General features: G+C 43.1%; 19 protein-coding genes. 14 read left to right on the top strand and 5 right to left on the bottom strand.

All coding sequences use genetic code 11. From position 1 onward, the window contains the following. Positions 1–36 precede the first annotated feature (36 nt). The 7 genes from purH to NXZ84_RS10515 all read left to right on the top strand — a co-directional run bounded on the left by purH (position 37) and on the right by NXZ84_RS10515 (position 7,465). Positions 37–1,596, top strand: a complete 1,560-nt coding sequence (gene purH, locus NXZ84_RS10545; protein WP_258840215.1) for a bifunctional phosphoribosylaminoimidazolecarboxamide formyltransferase/IMP cyclohydrolase — start codon at positions 37–39, stop codon at positions 1,594–1,596. A 174-nt stretch (positions 1,597–1,770) separates the two neighbouring features. Beyond that, on the top strand, positions 1,771–1,989 hold the full coding sequence (locus tag NXZ84_RS10540; RefSeq protein ID WP_258840214.1) for a hypothetical protein: 219 nt from the start codon (positions 1,771–1,773) through the stop codon (positions 1,987–1,989). Between the two features lie 74 nt (positions 1,990–2,063). Then, on the top strand, positions 2,064–3,350 hold the full coding sequence (purD, locus tag NXZ84_RS10535; RefSeq protein ID WP_258840213.1) for a phosphoribosylamine--glycine ligase: 1,287 nt from the start codon (positions 2,064–2,066) through the stop codon (positions 3,348–3,350). 301 nt (positions 3,351–3,651) lie between these two features. Continuing rightward, the gene (locus NXZ84_RS10530; RefSeq protein WP_258840212.1) at positions 3,652–4,704 is read left to right on the top strand and encodes a glycosyltransferase; all 1,053 of its coding nucleotides are present in this window, start codon (positions 3,652–3,654) and stop codon (positions 4,702–4,704) included. Continuing rightward, positions 4,701–5,480 (top strand): CDP-alcohol phosphatidyltransferase family protein, encoded by a 780-nt coding sequence (locus tag NXZ84_RS10525; RefSeq protein ID WP_258840211.1) that lies wholly within the window; start codon positions 4,701–4,703, stop codon positions 5,478–5,480. Before NXZ84_RS10530 ends, NXZ84_RS10525 begins: the two co-directional genes overlap by 4 nt. Before the next feature lie 395 nt (positions 5,481–5,875). Next, positions 5,876–6,712 carry an ABC transporter permease gene (locus tag NXZ84_RS10520; protein WP_258840210.1) on the top strand — a complete coding sequence of 279 codons (837 nt, stop codon included), beginning with the start codon at positions 5,876–5,878 and terminating at the stop codon, positions 6,710–6,712. Between the two features lie 3 nt (positions 6,713–6,715). Then, a complete protein-coding gene (locus NXZ84_RS10515) occupies positions 6,716–7,465 on the top strand; it encodes an ABC transporter ATP-binding protein (RefSeq protein WP_258840209.1) in 750 nt (249 codons plus the stop codon). Between the two features lie 103 nt (positions 7,466–7,568). On the opposite strand, the gene NXZ84_RS10510 is transcribed toward NXZ84_RS10515, so the two are convergent. From NXZ84_RS10510 to NXZ84_RS10490, 5 genes are all read right to left on the bottom strand, one after another. Beyond that, a complete protein-coding gene (locus NXZ84_RS10510) occupies positions 7,569–7,778 on the bottom strand; it encodes a hypothetical protein (RefSeq protein ID WP_258840208.1) in 210 nt (69 codons plus the stop codon). Positions 7,779–7,951: 173 nt separating this feature from the next. After that, positions 7,952–8,584, bottom strand: coding sequence for a CBS domain-containing protein (locus NXZ84_RS10505; protein ID WP_258840207.1), 633 nt, complete (start codon positions 8,582–8,584; stop codon positions 7,952–7,954). Between the two features lie 168 nt (positions 8,585–8,752). Continuing rightward, complete coding sequence (locus tag NXZ84_RS10500; RefSeq protein ID WP_258840206.1) at positions 8,753–9,394, bottom strand: CBS domain-containing protein; 642 nt, start codon at positions 9,392–9,394, stop codon at positions 8,753–8,755. Between the two features lie 66 nt (positions 9,395–9,460). Next, entirely contained in the window at positions 9,461–9,619 is a 159-nt protein-coding gene (locus tag NXZ84_RS10495) for an EYxxD motif small membrane protein (RefSeq protein ID WP_258840205.1), read from the bottom strand. After that, on the bottom strand, positions 9,616–9,879 hold the full coding sequence (locus NXZ84_RS10490) for a YgaP family membrane protein (RefSeq protein ID WP_258840204.1): 264 nt from the start codon (positions 9,877–9,879) through the stop codon (positions 9,616–9,618). The genes NXZ84_RS10495 and NXZ84_RS10490 overlap by 4 nt, the downstream gene beginning before the upstream one ends. Positions 9,880–10,094: 215 nt before the next feature. On the opposite strand from NXZ84_RS10490, the gene NXZ84_RS10485 reads away from it, so the two are divergent. The 7 genes from NXZ84_RS10485 to pcrA all read left to right on the top strand — a co-directional run bounded on the left by NXZ84_RS10485 (position 10,095) and on the right by pcrA (position 16,340). Next, positions 10,095–10,400 carry a YerC/YecD family TrpR-related protein gene (locus tag NXZ84_RS10485; RefSeq protein ID WP_258840203.1) on the top strand — a complete coding sequence of 102 codons (306 nt, stop codon included), beginning with the start codon at positions 10,095–10,097 and terminating at the stop codon, positions 10,398–10,400. A gap of 279 nt (positions 10,401–10,679) precedes the next feature. After that, positions 10,680–11,741, top strand: a complete 1,062-nt coding sequence (locus NXZ84_RS10480; protein ID WP_258840202.1) for a multicopper oxidase domain-containing protein — start codon at positions 10,680–10,682, stop codon at positions 11,739–11,741. A gap of 15 nt (positions 11,742–11,756) precedes the next feature. Next, the gene (locus tag NXZ84_RS10475) at positions 11,757–12,938 is read left to right on the top strand and encodes a ZIP family metal transporter (RefSeq protein ID WP_258840201.1); all 1,182 of its coding nucleotides are present in this window, start codon (positions 11,757–11,759) and stop codon (positions 12,936–12,938) included. Positions 12,939–12,959: 21 nt separating this feature from the next. Continuing rightward, a complete protein-coding gene (locus tag NXZ84_RS10470; RefSeq protein ID WP_258840200.1) occupies positions 12,960–13,133 on the top strand; it encodes a twin-arginine translocase TatA/TatE family subunit in 174 nt (57 codons plus the stop codon). After that, on the top strand, positions 13,102–13,278 hold the full coding sequence (locus NXZ84_RS10465; protein ID WP_258840199.1) for a hypothetical protein: 177 nt from the start codon (positions 13,102–13,104) through the stop codon (positions 13,276–13,278). The genes NXZ84_RS10470 and NXZ84_RS10465 overlap by 32 nt, the downstream gene beginning before the upstream one ends. Positions 13,279–13,369: 91 nt before the next feature. Beyond that, positions 13,370–14,131 (top strand): heptaprenylglyceryl phosphate synthase, encoded by a 762-nt coding sequence (pcrB, locus tag NXZ84_RS10460; RefSeq protein ID WP_258840198.1) that lies wholly within the window; start codon positions 13,370–13,372, stop codon positions 14,129–14,131. 19 nt (positions 14,132–14,150) lie between these two features. Next, positions 14,151–16,340, top strand: a complete 2,190-nt coding sequence (pcrA, locus tag NXZ84_RS10455; protein WP_258840197.1) for a DNA helicase PcrA — start codon at positions 14,151–14,153, stop codon at positions 16,338–16,340. The last annotated feature ends 1 nt before the right edge of the window (position 16,341 follow it).

The following is a 16,341-nucleotide window of genomic DNA, read 5'->3' as shown; positions in this document are numbered from 1 at the left end:
AAACGATAGATTTGATGAGAGGGAGAGAGAATATAGATGGCAAAAGAACAAGCACGTGCCTTAATCAGTGTTTACGATAAAAGTGGAATAATCCAACTTGCTCAATCCTTATTACAACTTGACTATGAAATCGTATCGACAGGTGGCACAAAGAGAGCTTTAGAAGCAGCGGGAATTCCTGTAACTGCCGTCTCGTCTGTTACAGGGTTTCCTGAGGTGTTAGATGGCAGAGTAAAAACACTGCATCCTCACATTCATGCCGGTATTCTTGCGATCCGAGAGTGTGAGAGGCATCAACAGCATTTAGAAGAGCAGAAGATTATGCCAATCGATTTGGTTGTTACCAATCTGTATCCTTTTCAAGCAACGATCGCTCAAGCGGATACGACTTTTGTGGAGGCAATTGAACAAATTGATATTGGCGGCCCAGCTATGGTTCGAGCTGCGGCAAAGAATCATAATGATGTAACGGTGTTAGTTGATGCCACTGACTACGACGAAGTAATTTCGCAACTACAGGAGTTAGGTGAAGTTAAGAGTCGGACGCGGAAACGGTTGGCGGCAAAAGCATTTCAACACACTGCTCAGTATGATGCAATGATTGCTCGTTATCTAAGCGAGCGAGTAAACATTGAGGCAGAAGAAAACACCTCTCCCACTCACTTAACACTCCCGTTCGAGTTGGTCCACTCTTTGCGTTATGGCGAAAACCCTCATCAAGCATCAGCTTTTTATAAAGATCCCCTCGCCGAAAAAGGCTCGATTGCACTGGCAAAGCAGTTACATGGAAAGCGATTATCCTACAACAATATTCAGGATGCTGATGCAGCCCTGATGATTATACAAGAGTATAACCGCCCTACCGTCGTGGCTGTGAAGCATATGAATCCATGCGGAATTGGCCAAGGAGATACGTTGTTACAGGCGTATGAGCGCGCATATGAAGCAGACCCCCTTTCCATTTTTGGGGGAATTGTTGCGTGTAACGGTGAAGTTGATGGGGAGACCGCAAACAAAATGCGGGGTCTATTTTTAGAAATCGTGCTTGCCCCTTCTTTTACATCTGAGGCACTCGCCATCTTACAAGAGAAAAAGAATATTCGCCTCTTACAGGTAGATATGGAGAGGCGCACGGGTAGAAGATGGCATTACAAAAGCGTTAGTGGAGGATTACTTGTACAGGAAAGAGATCAGGAAAAGATTGAGAAAGATGATTGCCGCGTGGTGACAAAGCGGCAACCGTCGGATGTAGAGTGGGAACAGCTTCTATTTGCGTGGAAAGCGGTAAAGCATGTGAAATCTAATGCGATTGTATTGGTAAAGGGCGAGCAGACGATTGGAATTGGTGCAGGACAAATGAATCGCGTCGGAGCAGCCGAGATTGCTATCCGGCAGGCAGGTGAAAAAAGTGAAGGGTCCGTATTGGCCTCTGATGCGTTTTTCCCTATGGGCGATACAGTGGAGGCGACCGCGGCTGCTGGGGTATGTGCCATCATTCAACCAGGTGGTTCCATACGAGATGAGGAATCGATTATGGCAGCCAATCGACATGGAATTGCGATGGTGTTTACAGGCGTACGCCATTTTAAGCATTAAGTAAGGGGTTAGTTTCTTGACTCATGTTCACTTCCTCCTTTTCTCTGTCAGATGGTGTGACCAATCAGCAGGGGATGACGTATATATGAGTAGAAGTGTAACAGGGAGAGATAGACCATGCCCGTTATCCGTTGGACTGTGGGGCTTTTTGTCCTCACACTTTTCTCAAGCTGGATGATGGCAGTGTGGGTGATGGATAGTTCCGCGACGTTTTGGCTGGAGAGTTTACAAGTGATTGGCGCTACGTTTTTTTTCATGGCGCTCTTCCTAGGTGGTATCACTACCTCCCGTCGCCGTCGTCCCCGCCTGGTTGGTTCAAAGAGAATGGACCTGGCGCTCACCCTGCTGCTTGTCACTATCTTACTCTTTTTTATAAATTTTATAGCAACCTGAAGAGATCAGCGGTGAGCTGATTTCTTCAGGTTGGACAAGCCGGAAGCTGTTCATAGTTAGAGGAGGAGAAACGTATGCGCATCTTGGTTATTGGAAGCGGAGGACGAGAACATACACTTGTATGGAAATTAAAACAGAGCCGTGAGGTAGAAGCCTTGTTTTGTGCTCCTGGAAATGCTGGAATAGGGTCGCTGGCCACATGTGTTCCGATTGAATCGACTGATATTGCAGCACTTGTTCAATTTGCAGAAGCAGAAGCGATTGATCTTACAGTGGTTGGACCTGAAATACCTTTGCTTGCTGGGATCGTCGATCGCTTCCAAGAGAAAGGGTTATCTATCTTTGGTCCGACAGAAGCGGCGGCCAGATTGGAAGGAAGTAAGCGTTTTGCAAAAGAAATAATGCAAAAATATGGAATACCGACAGGTAAATTCCGCTCCTTTTCTGACTATAGAAAAGCCCTGCATTATGTTAATGAAGTGGGAGCCCCGATCGTAATTAAAGCGGATGGATTAGCTGCAGGTAAAGGTGTGACCGTAGCGCAGACATTGACGGAAGCAGAAGCGGCGTTAGAGATGATGATGAAAGAGAAAGCATTTGGCAAAGCAGGCCACGAAGTGGTGATTGAGGAGTATTTAGAAGGTGAAGAGGTGTCACTGATGGCGTTGGTAGACGGAACCCATGTCGTGCCACTGGAGCCAGCACAGGATCATAAACCCGCTTTTGATGGTGATCAGGGCCCTAATACTGGAGGAATGGGAGCGTACTCACCTGTTCCTCACCTTTCACATACGATTGTGGATCAGGCGATGACACAGATATTGCAGCCGATCGCACATGCATTGCAACAAGAAGGGATTCATTATCGAGGTATTTTATACGCAGGTTTAATGATTACGAGCACAGGTCCAAAAGTGATTGAGTTTAACGTTCGATTTGGTGATCCGGAAGCTCAGGTGGTTCTCCCTCGTCTCCAGACTGAGCTGGCACCTCTCTTACAGGCAGTTAGTGAGGGAAAGCTATCTGAACAAGCGCTTACGTGGAGAAAAGAGTCGGCTCTTTGTGTCGTCATGGCGGCAAAAGGATATCCCAGCTCTTACGCCAAGGGAATCCAGATTAAAGGAAATTTAGAAATGAGTAAACAGGAAATGGTGTTTCATGCAGGCACTAAAAAAAATGAAACGGGTTTGGTAAGTGACGGGGGGCGCGTCTTGGGTATCACAGCCTTCGGGAGAGATATTGCGCAAGCGAAGCGTAACGCGTATGCTCGTCTCGAACAAATTCAGTTCGCAGGTGCTCACTATCGTACAGATATTGGTGACAAAGCAACGATCGTGGTGGAGCGCGGAGTGGATCGATAAATGTAAAGGGGATCTCGTAAAAGGTGAGGGAACTAAAGATGCTCCACCTTTCATGAGATCCGCATATAATCGGTACTATTCATATTCTTAACAATACATACATATATAAAAAAACAACAACCCCAAATTTTAATTAGGAATATGTGTAAATGAAAATCGCTTACATCGCCATTCTAGCAAGCTCGATCTAGCCATAAATAGTGAAGATAGTTTCCTTTACACATTGTCGATTTCCTATGAACCTGTTATGATAAAGATACCTATTTTGTCACCGTGTGTGACAATGAAAGAGTGATCCAACATGAGTAAAATGCCTCATGATATGATGATTGGCGCGTATCCGATACAGGAACAGCTGATCTTTTCTTTTTTATTAGTCGTTCGTAATGAAGAAGCTCATATTAACTTTTTACTAGAATCTATTTTGAACCAAGATTTCCCAAATTCCAAATATGAGATTATTGTTGTTGATGGTGAGTCAACAGATGCAACACAAGAAATCATTCGTAAATATGTGAAGAAGTTTCCTAATCGTATTCAATACTTGATCAATCCTAAGCGCACACTAGCTACAGGCTGGAACCTAGGAATTCGTGCGGCGCAAGGAGAGTATGTCATCCGTGTGGATGGACACAGTCAGATTCCTCAGGATTTCCTCTCGAAAACATACCAAGTGGCCGAAAGAGTGCCAGAAGCTGCTTGTGTGGGAGGCATTATCGAATCAGTTGGTACGGGATTCTGGGGGAAAGTGAATGCATATGTGTATTCGCATCCTTTTGGTGTGGGAAACTCCAAGTTTCGCACAGCTAAGAGTGGATGGGAAGGGTATGTAGACACGGTTCCTTATGCTGCATATCGACGTGATATATTTACACAGGTAGGTTATTTTGATGAGGATTTACAGCGAAATGAAGATTTAGAGATGCATGCGCGTATTCGAAATACGGGTAAAGGCTTCTACCTGTCCACTGGAATTCGTTCTACCTATTATGTTCGTAACACCATTCGTTCATTCTTAAAAAAGTCATACGGTGACGGTAAATGGACTATGATCGCGAGAAAACGTGGAGCGGGTGTACTTCGTTTTCGCCATCTCGTCCCACTGCTGGCCCTGATCATCGGAGCTTTCTTGCTGGTCGCTTCTTTCTTCTCAACGGTAGCTACAGTTGCACTTACTACAATAATATTCCTTTATGCCGCTTTGCTTATGGGCTCGGCGGTGGGAGTTATCAAGCAAATAGGGGTAAAATATTTACTGCCTTGTATGTTATCGTTCTTTTTATTGCATACGAGTCGTGGAGTCGGCTCTCTTGTTGGGCTAATTAAATCGTTATCATGGAGTGAGTCGAAGTGAATCAGGAGAAAGAGTTGACCTCCGCTGGGGAGAAGATAGATCGCCCCACACTTCCGTTTGATTCGGATGAGATTATCGCATTGCGGAAAGAGTGTCAAAAACCACGGGCTTTAGAAGATATTTGGACATGGTATATATTACGAAGAGTATCGATTTACTGTGCAAAATGGCTGAGCAAGACGGCGATTACGCCGAATGCCATTAGTTGGATGAGTTTGTTTTTCTTTTTTATGACAGGGATGATGATGATTTTCGGTACAGGCGGGGCCTACTTGCTAGCTGCACTCTTTTATAATTTAGGCTATATGGCGGATTGTGTGGATGGAGAAGTAGCGCGTATAAAAGGTATCACGAGTCAGAAGGGTGCGTTTTTAGACACATTGATTCGGGCGATGAGTATTCCGATGTTAACATCGTTTGCTTTACCTTTGAGTAACCTTTTTGGACAGCCGATAACCCTTGAGATGGGAATGTTGATCTATCTTGCTGTGCTCGTTTCTACGATGGCTCTCTTGGTTCCACTCTCTTTTCACCTGGTACAAGCGAAAGCGGCAGAGAGTGATCCCGTTACAGATATGCGTAAAAATTCCTGGCGAAATGAGTGGATTGCTTTTCTTACTGGTTTACCGGGCTTTTTCGCTATGATAGTGTTGGTGGTGGCGGCAGAAGCGATGATTTCCATACCACTTACTTCTTATTTGATCGTGTTCTTCTTGCTGATTTTATTGGCAAAGACGATGGCACGTCTTTACTTTACCATCTCTGCATTAAAGTAAGATAAGGATATGTGAAGATCGTGTCAGGCTTCATTGAAGCTTTGATGTAGATGGGAAAAATTGAATGAGTACTTGTGGGGAAGGAAGCTTAGCTTTGCTTCCCCTCTCTATATTAGAGAGTCGCCAAAGAGACTCTTGCCTTGAAAATCGGTCAATAATCCTTTATGATAAATGAGGTGTTTTATTGGAAATCGTTTATTTTTGAATCCTTCTATATTGCGATTGGAGCTAGCTTCTGTTTTAATATATGATCATTCATTGTTTGCTTTTTAGATTTATCATACAATAATGGACAAGGATGAAAGTGTAGCGTGAAGCGACCCGCAGTAATTTTGATCTATCCTGTTATATGGTGTAGCTACTTTGTTCATTGAAATGAGATAAGGAGTCGCTATATGTTTCGAGAGCTGATAAAATATAAAGAACTGATTTATTTCCTTGTACACAAAGAAATTCGCATACGGTATCGCAATTCTTTTTTTGGTTTTTTCTGGACATTATTAGAACCATTGGGATTAATGATGATTTATGCCTTGGTTTTTTCGGTTATAGGTAGGGGATGGGCTGAACCTTTTGAAGGTAAGTATCCATTGTTTATCTTAGCTGGGATGATGCCTTGGATGTTTTTTAACAATACATTAAAAAGAGGCATGACTTCTCTTTCACGAAATGGTTCGTTATTAAAGAAAATATATTTTCCACGACAGATCTTCCCGCTGACAGATGTGTTAGCTAATATGGTTAATTTTGTTCCAGCGTTATTGTTGGTTATCGTAGCCGCGCTCATTTTTAACCCGAGTGAAATTCAATGGCTCCACTTTCTATACCTACCAGGATTGATTCTTTTACAATCTATCCTTGCTTTTAGCTTTGCCTTGCTCTTGGGAGCAATTAATGTATACTACCGTGATGTTGAATTTATTATTAATCTGGTGTTAAGAGGATGGATGTATCTTACACCTATTATTTATCCGGTGAAGTACTTGATGGATAAAGTGGATGAAGTAAATCTTCCGTTTGGTATGACGACAGAAGTATTTGTTTTCTTATATAATTTGAATCCGATGGTACCTATTATTAATTTGTACCAACAACTCTTTTTCTCAGGGGACGTAACAGGGGCTGTAGACAGGTATGGTATCATATATTGCATACTCTTTGTAACTGTTCTATTTGTAGTCGCTTGGGTAAGTTTTAAACGCTTGAACCGTCGTGTAGGGGAAGTGATCTAAACCATGGATGCGATCGTTGTTGAACATGTCTCAAAACATTTCCGAAAGCCATATGATAAAACGCTTAAGGGTCGCTTCATCACGTTGGCGAAGCGAGAAAAAAAGTATGAAGAGTTTGTGGCTCTAGAGGATGTCTCCTTTAATGTAAAGCAAGGGGAAGGATATGCGATAATCGGGAAGAATGGGGCAGGTAAGAGTACACTATTCAAAGTGTTAAGTGGTATAATTCACCAAGATAATGGGAAGGTAAAGATTAATGGAAAAGTAGCACCTTTAATCGAATTGGGAGCTGGTTTGAGTCGGGATCTTACTGGTGAAGAAAATATTCGTCTCAATTGTGCTATCTTTGGTTTGAGCCGAGAGCGCATGGAAGAAGTAACCCCGATGATTAAAGAGTTCTCCGAACTAGGGGACTTTATCAACACGCCTGTTAAGTTTTACTCTTCCGGGATGAAAGCGCGGTTGGGATTCTCCATTGCTATCCATATTGATGCAGACATTATTCTTGTGGACGAAGTTTTAGCGGTGGGCGATAAGGACTTCCGCAAGAAATGTAATGAAAAGATGCAGGAATTAAGGAGAGAAGGAAAGACGCTAGTAATTGTATCGCACAGCCTCGATCCATTGCGCAAGATTTGTGATCGTGCCTTGATATTAGAAAAAGGCAAGGTAAAAGATGTGGGTGATATTAACGAGATGATTGATAAGTATGAGAAGACGAAACCCAAGAAAAAAGCAAAGGCAAAGTCATAATGATTGAAGCAACACCCCGATTTGAGCGCTAAAGCAGGAAATAGCGCTCAAATCGGGGTGTTGCCATTGTAAATAAAAAACCTCGGTGCAGTAGTACCAAGGTTTAACCGATGGAGAGGGAATCATGCGTGCCCTCAATGCGAACGGCATGAACAGGAATCTCAAACCACCAAGCACCCTTCGCTTTTTTCACTGGCTGGTACCCGGCGCGTTTTAAGGAACGTGCCATATCCCAGCTGGCAGTATACACTTTTGCTTGTTGATTAGCTTCGTCAAATTGAATCACGGTCTCTTTTTCTGCTTGGCTTAACATGTGGAATAACCCCCTTACGATATCGATCATATGTTCTTATGCTATTATTTTATCATGAAGGTATCGATATGACACGTAATGATTTCTCCTACCACTTCTATGTTTACGACTGATCCCCTGCTGATAAGGGTAAAAAATCCACCCTCACAAAATCGTGAGCGTGGATTTTTTAGTTATTTCTCTTTGATGCTTAAGATGCGAAAGCCGCTTTGCTCTAGGTTCTCTTTGATTTTCTCCGTATCTTTTTCTGATTCTACTTTTAAGAGAATACGTCGTGCATTATCGCTTCCTGCATCAAATGTTGCGATGGAAATAATATTGGAGTCTGTGGGCTTAACAGCATCGAGAACATGTTCTAGTACATGAGGTACGTCGTTTAATACACCGAGCAGAAAGCGAGTGCCGGGTACATCATTTCCATAAGTGGAAACGAGTCCTCGCTCAATATCGCTTATTTTCACAATTCCCAAGAAACTGTACCCATCTTCGTCTACAATCGGTACAAATGGATAGCGTACGATGAGAGGGAGGGTATCTTCAAAATCATCGGTGATGAGTAGCGGATTCATTTTGTGAATGATAACTGGCTGATCAAAAGCAGTCTCATCTAGAGCGAGCGAACCCGTGCAGATTTCTTTAAAAATATAAGTATAACCTGTGATGCCGAGAAACGTTCCGTGCTCATCTACGACAGGTAGAGATTCTAATTCAAGTTCAGACAACGTAGTAATCGCTTGACGAATTGTAGTAGATGGTGTGATTGTCTCAATCGAATCTTGAGGCGATAAGCAATTTTTGATAAACATAGATTGAATCACTCCCTTGTATCATATGTTTAGTGTATAATAACTTGCTAGAGGAAGAAAGCTTTTTCAGATAGAGAAGTAGGGAGGGATTGCAATAATCCAGTCTTCTTACATAGAAAAGTTGCTCCCTTCTTCTGTGAAAAAAGGGAGCAACGATTAGTTGTTTGGCTATTGGTGCTTAATATTAAGCACCCGAAATCCTTTTCTCTCCAATGCATGTTCCATTTCTTGTATATGGGGAGTAGACTTCACTTTTAATAAGATACGCCGGATGTAACTTTCTCCAGCATCAAATGAGGCTATTGCGATAATATTGACATCGAAGGGTTTGATAGCATTCATCAGTTGCTCTAATTGATGAGGCATATCAATAAAGACTCCGAGGAGGAAGCGCACTCCCTCAACTTCATGTCCATAGGTGGAGGTGAGTGCCTTTTCAATGTCACCTATCTTCACAATTCCAGCAAAGGTTTCTCCATCTTCCTCCACTACCGGTACGAAAGGATACCGTGTGCAGTAGGGCAATGTGTCTTCAAAGTCGTCCAAAATATGAAGTGGTCGAATCGGATGAAGGGCCGCTGAGATCGGTTGATCCCACTTGTGGTGATCAATGTGAGCATCTTCTTGCTCCAAGAGGTACTTCATGATATATGAATAACCCGTAATTCCTGCGAAAGATTGTGCAGAATCCACTACGGGAATTGTGTCAAGACGCAAGGTGCGGAGATGAGAAATCGCCTTGCGAATACTGCTGTCTACTTCGATCGGTTTAATTTGGCTACAAGGTGTTAAACAATTTTTGATAAACAAAACATATTCCTCCCCCAATTTCATCCATACACAGAATATGCAAGGGGAGGGAGGTTAGAACCAACATTATTTTGCTTTTTGTTTAAGATTGTAAAAAGCAATGCCGACAACGATAAGGGATCCGATAACAGTAAGGATGATATAGCCGTAGTCGGTTAGGGTTTCACTAAACTCAAACCAGCTGTAGAAACCGAAAAGATCGTTCTTACCCAGCATCGTGTTCATGGTAGAGGAATATCCTTTGGTTTACACTCGCTTTGGGATTGCCCTTCATGCTCTGAGCCCAGTGTGCTTTTTCCCATCATAGAGAGCATAGGACAGACACGTACTATCCCTTCTGCAATCTTCATCCCTGAGAGCAGAGCGAGAAGTAATGGAGCAAAATGATGAGGACGAAGAACCATTCGCGAGGTACTCCAAGCAAGACCCGCTGCACCGACTGAAATACGAATAATTGCATCTAAATGACCAATGTTTTTTTGCATGAGATTCTCTCCTTTATCATACTGTCTGCTTGTAGTATTTGCGCACATCGCCCTTCATACACGTACAAAAAGGGAGGAAATGATTCCTTGGGAGTAGGAGATGGAAGAGATGGGAAGAGAGAGGTGAGTATAGAAAAAGTGCAGGGCTTTGACAGACCAATGTCAAATTGTATACAGTAAAGGGTGAAAGTATGGCGGAGGAGGGTAGCGGATATATGCAGTTAAACAAGTTAAATAAAAAAGAGATCGAGCAATTATTTCAAGCGGTACTAAGCTTAGAAAACATGGAAGAATGTTATCAGTTTTTTGATGACCTTTGTACGGTGGGAGAAATGAAATCGCTTTCGCAACGATTAGAAGTAGCCAGGATGTTGCGTGAAGGTTACACATATAATCAGATTGAAGCGGAGACGGGAGCTAGTACAGCTACGATTTCGCGTGTTAAACGGTGCCTTCATTATGGCACGGATGGATATACATTAGCGTTGGACGCCATTAAAAATAAAGAGAAGAACGGTTAGGAATAGAGAGTGTAAAAGGTATAGATCGTTATCAGCACAGGACTGTTCACCATAGGGGACAGTCTTTTTCAGTTGGAGTAAACCGAGAAGTTGCGTTAAAGGATTACAAACAAAAATGAACGACGGTAGTTAAACATTTGTGAAGAGGGGGTTTACACATTATCAAATGACGAATAAAATGTAGCATAGGTCATATATTTTCTTAACGCTATTATTTTGCCCATATCCAACTTGGTGGTGGGCTTACTTTGGGAGTTAAAGTTGGGGGAGGGAAACAAATTGAGTTTAGATAAAAAGAAGGATTACCAAAAAAGAGGATGGTCTCGACGCCACTTTTTGAAAGCTGGTATTGGTGGAGTGTTAGGGACAGCTGGTGCGATGTTACTACCAGGTTTATTAGGAAACGGAAACCGTGTTGAGACGGGTACGAGTCATGCCATGGGTGGTATGTCTCATGGTTCTGGTGATCATAAGATGGACCCAAATAAAATGACGAAAAAGGCATCGAAGGAGTCACTAGACAATGCCCACCGTATTTTAAAAGAGTTTGATTACGGTGAGGTAGAGAAATTAGAGGATGGTCGCACACTACGCAAATATACAATAACGGCGATGGAGAAGGAAGTAGAGATCGCACCCGGCGTTTTTTATCCCGCCTGGACGTATAACGGACAAGTGCCTGGTCCCACATTACGAGCGACAGAAGGGGATTTGCTTCGTATTACCTTCCAGAACTCAGCGTCTCACCCGCACACGATTCACTTTCATGGGATTCACCCAGGTAATATGGATGGTGTGTATGAAATTGTTTACCCAGGAAAGAGTTTTACCTATGAATTTACGGCAGAACCTTTTGGCTGTCATCTGTATCACTGTCACGTGATGCCATTGAAAAAACATATGGAGAAGGGGATGTATGGCGCTTTTATCATTGATCCGAAGGAACCCCGTGAAGAGGCGAATGAGATGGTGATGGTTATGAACGCTTTCGATACAGACTTTGATGAGGAGAATGAGTTTTACACTGTAAATGGATTTGCCAATGCGTATATGGATCGCATGATCGATGTAAAAGTGGGAGAAAAACTTCGTATATACCTTGTAAATGTGACGGAATTTGATCTCATTAATTCTTTCCATATTCATGGGAATCTGTTTAAGCTCTTCCGTACAGGAACACAGCTGGATCATTATGAATTTACGGATACAGTCATGTTGTGTCAAGGTGAGCGCAGTGTGTTGGAGATGTCCTTTAAGTTTCCAGGTAAGTTTATGTTCCATGCACACCAGAGTGAATTTTCCGAGCTGGGTTGGATGGGTGTATTCAACGTAAAGGAATAGGGGTGAAAAATTAAAATGAGCACGTATAAAAAGTGGATATATGGGCTGTTACCGATCGTATTGCTCGCGCTAGTGATTGTCGGTTTATTTTCAGGTATTGAGCGCGTTTTTCAGCCGAGCGATATCCCACAAGAGGAGATTACTTTTGATCGAGTCTGGATGGAAGAGGGAGTAATTAAGGCAAAAGTGACCAATACGGGGGCAGATCCTGTTACCATTACGCAGGTGGTGGTAAATGGGGCAATCTGGGAAGCGCAGATTGAACCACAAGCTCAACTGGATCGTTTAGATGAAGCGGAGCTAACGATCAGTCATCATTGGGTCTATGGCGAACCCTATGAAGTTACAGTGCTTACGGAAGTAGGAACCAAGTTTACCGGCGAGGTGCCGATTGCGATGGAAGCACCCAAAGCTAATGGAGAAAGTCTAATACTGTTTGCGTTGATCGGTCTTTTTGTTGGCGTGATTCCTGTATTACTTGGACTACTGTGGAAGCCGTTCGTCTCGCAATTAAAAGGGAATGCTTATACTTTCATCTTGTCAATAACGGCGGGACTACTTGTTTTCCTTGGAATTGACTCGTTGGTTGAAGCATGGGAGTTAGCAAATGAATTGCCAGATGCATATCAAGGAATAGGCTTATTATTATTTTCTGGGCTGGGCACCTTTTTACTTTTGATGAGTGTGGGAGATTATGGGCAATCTAAGCTTAATCAGAAGAGTGGATTCTCAGGCCCACTCATGATTTCCTACCTGATCGCTTTCGGCATTGGCATTCATAATCTAGGTGAAGGTTTAGCCATTGGTGCTTCATTCTCGCTAGGAGAGGTGGCGCTGGGTGCATTTTTGATTATGGGTTTTACCCTGCATAACATTACAGAAGGCTTAGCAATTGTCGCACCGATTGCTCGTGAGAAGATGAAGCGTTCCCGCTTGATAATGCATTTGATCTTGCTAGGATTGTTAGGCGGAGCACCAGCTATTTTTGGTACGTGGATTGGTGGGTATCTCTATTCCCAAGTGTGGGCGCTTGTCTTCTTGGCAATCGGTTCGGGGGCTATTTTTCAAGTCGTGCTTGAAGTGGTCAAGATGATTCGGGCAGAGCGGAAAGAGAATCTCTTTTCCCCAGCAGGGATTGCTGGTTTGGTGACAGGTATTCTCATTATGTTAGTAACAGCAGTCTTTGTTACAATATAAGGAGAGAAGGAGGGTACGAACATGGCCTCAATTGGAATTCCAGGTTTGTTGCTAATTTTAACTGTGGCGCTTATCGTATTTGGTCCAAGTAAGCTTCCGCAATTGGGAAGAGCAGTTGGACAAACGATGCGTGAGTTTAAACAATCGACAGCAGGGTTACTAGATGATGATAAAAAAGAAGAAGCGAAGAAATAGTTTAGAAGATCCGGTTTTGGTAGACCGTCTGTCCTTGTGGGCAGGCGGTCTTTGTTACGATAGACTGGGTTACGGGTTTGATCAAGGGGATCAGGAGTTGGTAGTAACAACTTTAGGGATGTTTAGATCCAGCTTTATCTTTTGAGGGATGAAAGAGCGGTTACTCATTCTTTCATCTCTGTACACCCGTATTGTATAATGGAGCCTGAGAGATTGATCATAAGGAGGTGCAGTGAATGCTAAGTGAGCGAATAAAAAGATGGCGCCATGTGTTTAAGTTAGATCCCAATCGTCGCTTGTCGGATAAGGCATTAGAATGGATATGCCAATCGGGAACGGATGCGATTATTGTAGGGGGAACGGATGGGGTCACCTACGAAAATACGAATCAGTTGTTAGATCGCTTACGCAATTATTCGGTTGAATGCATTCAAGAAATTTCTACGACAGAGGCAGTCGTACTCGGCTTTGATGGGTACTTGATTCCGATGGTACTAAATACGGACAACCCCTATTGGATTAAAGGTGCTCATTTTGAAGTGATGAAAAAAGTGGGACAATGGATTCCATGGGATCTGTTAGCGGTGGAAGGGTATATCATCTTAAATCCAGACTCCAAAGTAGCGAAGTTGACAGAGAGCCATACGGAAGTGGATGACCCCAGTATGATTGCGTATGGACGGATGACAGAAAAACTCTTTCATTTACCCATTTGTTATGTGGAATACAGCGGGATGTATGGAGATGTGAGTAAGGTAGAAGCGGCAAAAGTAGGGTTGGAGAAGACGCGCCTCTTTTACGGAGGGGGAATATCCAATGAAGAGCAAGCGCGAACGATGGCGCAGCATGCAGATACGGTTGTAGTTGGAAACCTTGTGTACCGCAATATAGAACAGGCCGTTGAAACAGTTAAATGGGTGAAGAAAGAGAGGATGGGCTGGCAGGAGCAACAGCTAGAGTCTCTATTACATCATTTGCGTAAAAACAGAGAAGGATGATTCCAAGGGGGACCCCAACATGATTGAGGCAACAAATTTGATAACAGGACTTAACCCGATGCAAAAAGAAGCGGTGGTAACGACAGACGGTCCGCTCTCTATCGTGGCGGGGGCGGGAAGTGGGAAGACACGCGTTTTAACTCATCGCGTAGCATACTTATTGTTAGAGAAGCGGATTCTGCCTTGGAATATTCTTGCCATCACGTTTACCAATAAAGCGGCACGTGAAATGCGTGAGCGGATCCATCACTTAATCGGTCATGAAGCGGAAGATATTTGGATCTCCACCTTTCATGCGATGTGTGTTCGTATCTTGCGACGCGATATTGACCGGATCGGCTATTCCCGTAACTTTACGATTTTGGATTCGACGGATCAGCGTACAGTTATGAAGCAAGTGTTAAAAAAATTGGATCTGGACCCCAAAAAGTATGAACCACGTAAATTGCTGGCACAGGTGAGTAAAGCAAAAAACGAATTGAAGCGTCCCCAGGACTTGAGGGAGGGGGCACAAAGTTATCTGGATGAAATGACGGCCTCTATCTACGAGTCGTATCAACAGACATTGCGTTCCAATCAGTCACTCGACTTTGATGATCTCTTAGTTGAAACAGTACGTCTCTTTCAGCAAATTCCTGAAGTGCTCGATTATTACCAGCGTAAATTTCAGTTTATCCATGTGGATGAGTACCAAGATACGAACCATGTGCAATATTCCCTAGTGAAGCTACTGGCGGCACGTCACCGCAATATTTGTGTGGTAGGGGACTCCGATCAGTCCATCTATCGTTTTCGCGGTGCTGATATTAGCAATATCTTAAATTTTGAACGAGATTACCCTGATGCGACTGTTATTAAGTTAGAACAAAATTATCGCTCTACCAAGATGATTTTAGAAGCAGCAAATCAGGTGATTAGTCGCAACCGTCAGCGGAAGCCGAAAGAGCTATGGACTGAGAATCAAGAAGGAAAACCGGTTGTCTTGTTTGAGGCTGGCAACGAACACGAAGAGGCATATTTTATCGCTGATACCATTGTGAATCAAGCTAGGAGTACAGGGAAATACAGCAATTTTGCTATCCTATATCGTACTAATGCTCAGTCACGAGTGATTGAGGAAGTATTGGTTAAATCTAATATCCCTTATCAAGTTGTAGGTGGGATTAAGTTTTATGAACGTAAAGAGATTAAAGACTTACTGGCTTATCTGCGTCTAGTTGTAAATCCTGATGATGATATCAGTTTGAACCGGGTGATTAATGTCCCCCGTCGTGGCATTGGTCAAGGAACGATGGAGAAGATTACTATTTATGCTCAAAAGCAAGGTTTATCCCTCTTTCAGGCTTTGAAGCGAGCAGAAGAGATTGGATTGACGGCTCGTTTCCAGAGTGCGATTCACAGTTTTGTCAGCTTGATCAGTCAATTACATGCGACTGCAGAATATTTATCGGCGGTCGAATTGATTGAAGAAGTATTGCAGCGCTCAGGCTATCGAGAAGAATTAAAAAAAGAAGGAACGATTGAAGCAGCAGGTAGACTGGAGAACTTAGAAGAGTTTCTTTCTGTTGGACAAGAGTATGAGCAGAAAAATGAAGATAAATCGTTAATCGGTTTTTTAACTGAATTGGCACTGGTAGCAGATGTAGATACTCTAGATGAAGAAGGGGAAGATAAGGGAGAAAGTGTTACCTTAATGACTTTGCATAGTGCAAAAGGGTTGGAGTTTCCCTATGTTTTTTTGGCAGGAATGGAGGAGAAGCTCTTTCCGCATATACGCTCTTTGGAAGAAGAGGATGAGATGGAAGAAGAACGACGCCTTGCATATGTGGGTATTACGCGAGCTGAGAAACAGCTTTATTTAACAAGGGCGGATTCACGGATGCTTTTTGGACAAACACAGTCTAACTTGCCTTCACGCTTTCTAGCGGAGATTCCAGACATATTGATGGAGCGGGTTAATAAGAGGGGTGCTAGTGCTAGTAAGAGCCCATCCACCACGCGTATGCAAAAACCGCGTCGTCCGCAAAAAAATGAGACGACAAAATGGTATGTAGGAGATAAAGTGAGTCACGGCAAGTGGGGTGAGGGAACAGTCGTAAAAGTACAACCTGATGGGGATGAAGTAGAGTTAAATATCGCCTTTCCCGCTCCAGTGGGAGTGAAGCGTCTGTTAGCGCGCTATGCTCCGATCGAAAAAGTGAATAGCTAAG

Origin of the sequence: Mechercharimyces sp. CAU 1602, assembly GCF_024753565.1 — a bacterium.
GTDB lineage: Bacteria > Bacillota > Bacilli > Thermoactinomycetales > JANTPT01 > Mechercharimyces.
The sequence above is the reverse complement of the archived record's forward strand: the minus strand, read 5'-3'. Positions and strand labels throughout refer to the sequence as shown.

What these genes read in the sequence shown, in the direction of transcription:
- purH (WP_258840215.1), top strand. Translation starts at nt 37, where the DNA reads ATGGCAAAAGAACAAGCACGTGCCTTAATCAGTGTTTACGATAAAAGT.
- NXZ84_RS10540 (WP_258840214.1), top strand. Translation starts at nt 1,771, where the DNA reads ATGATGGCAGTGTGGGTGATGGATAGTTCCGCGACGTTTTGGCTGGAG.
- purD (WP_258840213.1), top strand. Translation starts at nt 2,064, where the DNA reads ATGCGCATCTTGGTTATTGGAAGCGGAGGACGAGAACATACACTTGTA.
- NXZ84_RS10530 (WP_258840212.1), top strand. Translation starts at nt 3,652, where the DNA reads ATGAGTAAAATGCCTCATGATATGATGATTGGCGCGTATCCGATACAG.
- NXZ84_RS10520 (WP_258840210.1), top strand. Translation starts at nt 5,876, where the DNA reads ATGTTTCGAGAGCTGATAAAATATAAAGAACTGATTTATTTCCTTGTA.
- NXZ84_RS10515 (WP_258840209.1), top strand. Translation starts at nt 6,716, where the DNA reads ATGGATGCGATCGTTGTTGAACATGTCTCAAAACATTTCCGAAAGCCA.
- NXZ84_RS10510 (WP_258840208.1), bottom strand. Translation starts at nt 7,778, where the DNA reads ATGTTAAGCCAAGCAGAAAAAGAGACCGTGATTCAATTTGACGAAGCT.
- NXZ84_RS10505 (WP_258840207.1), bottom strand. Translation starts at nt 8,584, where the DNA reads ATGTTTATCAAAAATTGCTTATCGCCTCAAGATTCGATTGAGACAATC.
- NXZ84_RS10495 (WP_258840205.1), bottom strand. Translation starts at nt 9,619, where the DNA reads ATGAACACGATGCTGGGTAAGAACGATCTTTTCGGTTTCTACAGCTGG.
- NXZ84_RS10490 (WP_258840204.1), bottom strand. Translation starts at nt 9,879, where the DNA reads ATGCAAAAAAACATTGGTCATTTAGATGCAATTATTCGTATTTCAGTC.
- NXZ84_RS10485 (WP_258840203.1), top strand. Translation starts at nt 10,095, where the DNA reads ATGCAGTTAAACAAGTTAAATAAAAAAGAGATCGAGCAATTATTTCAA.
- NXZ84_RS10475 (WP_258840201.1), top strand. Translation starts at nt 11,757, where the DNA reads ATGAGCACGTATAAAAAGTGGATATATGGGCTGTTACCGATCGTATTG.
- NXZ84_RS10470 (WP_258840200.1), top strand. Translation starts at nt 12,960, where the DNA reads ATGGCCTCAATTGGAATTCCAGGTTTGTTGCTAATTTTAACTGTGGCG.
- NXZ84_RS10465 (WP_258840199.1), top strand. Translation starts at nt 13,102, where the DNA reads ATGATGATAAAAAAGAAGAAGCGAAGAAATAGTTTAGAAGATCCGGTT.
- pcrB (WP_258840198.1), top strand. Translation starts at nt 13,370, where the DNA reads ATGCTAAGTGAGCGAATAAAAAGATGGCGCCATGTGTTTAAGTTAGAT.
- pcrA (WP_258840197.1), top strand. Translation starts at nt 14,151, where the DNA reads ATGATTGAGGCAACAAATTTGATAACAGGACTTAACCCGATGCAAAAA.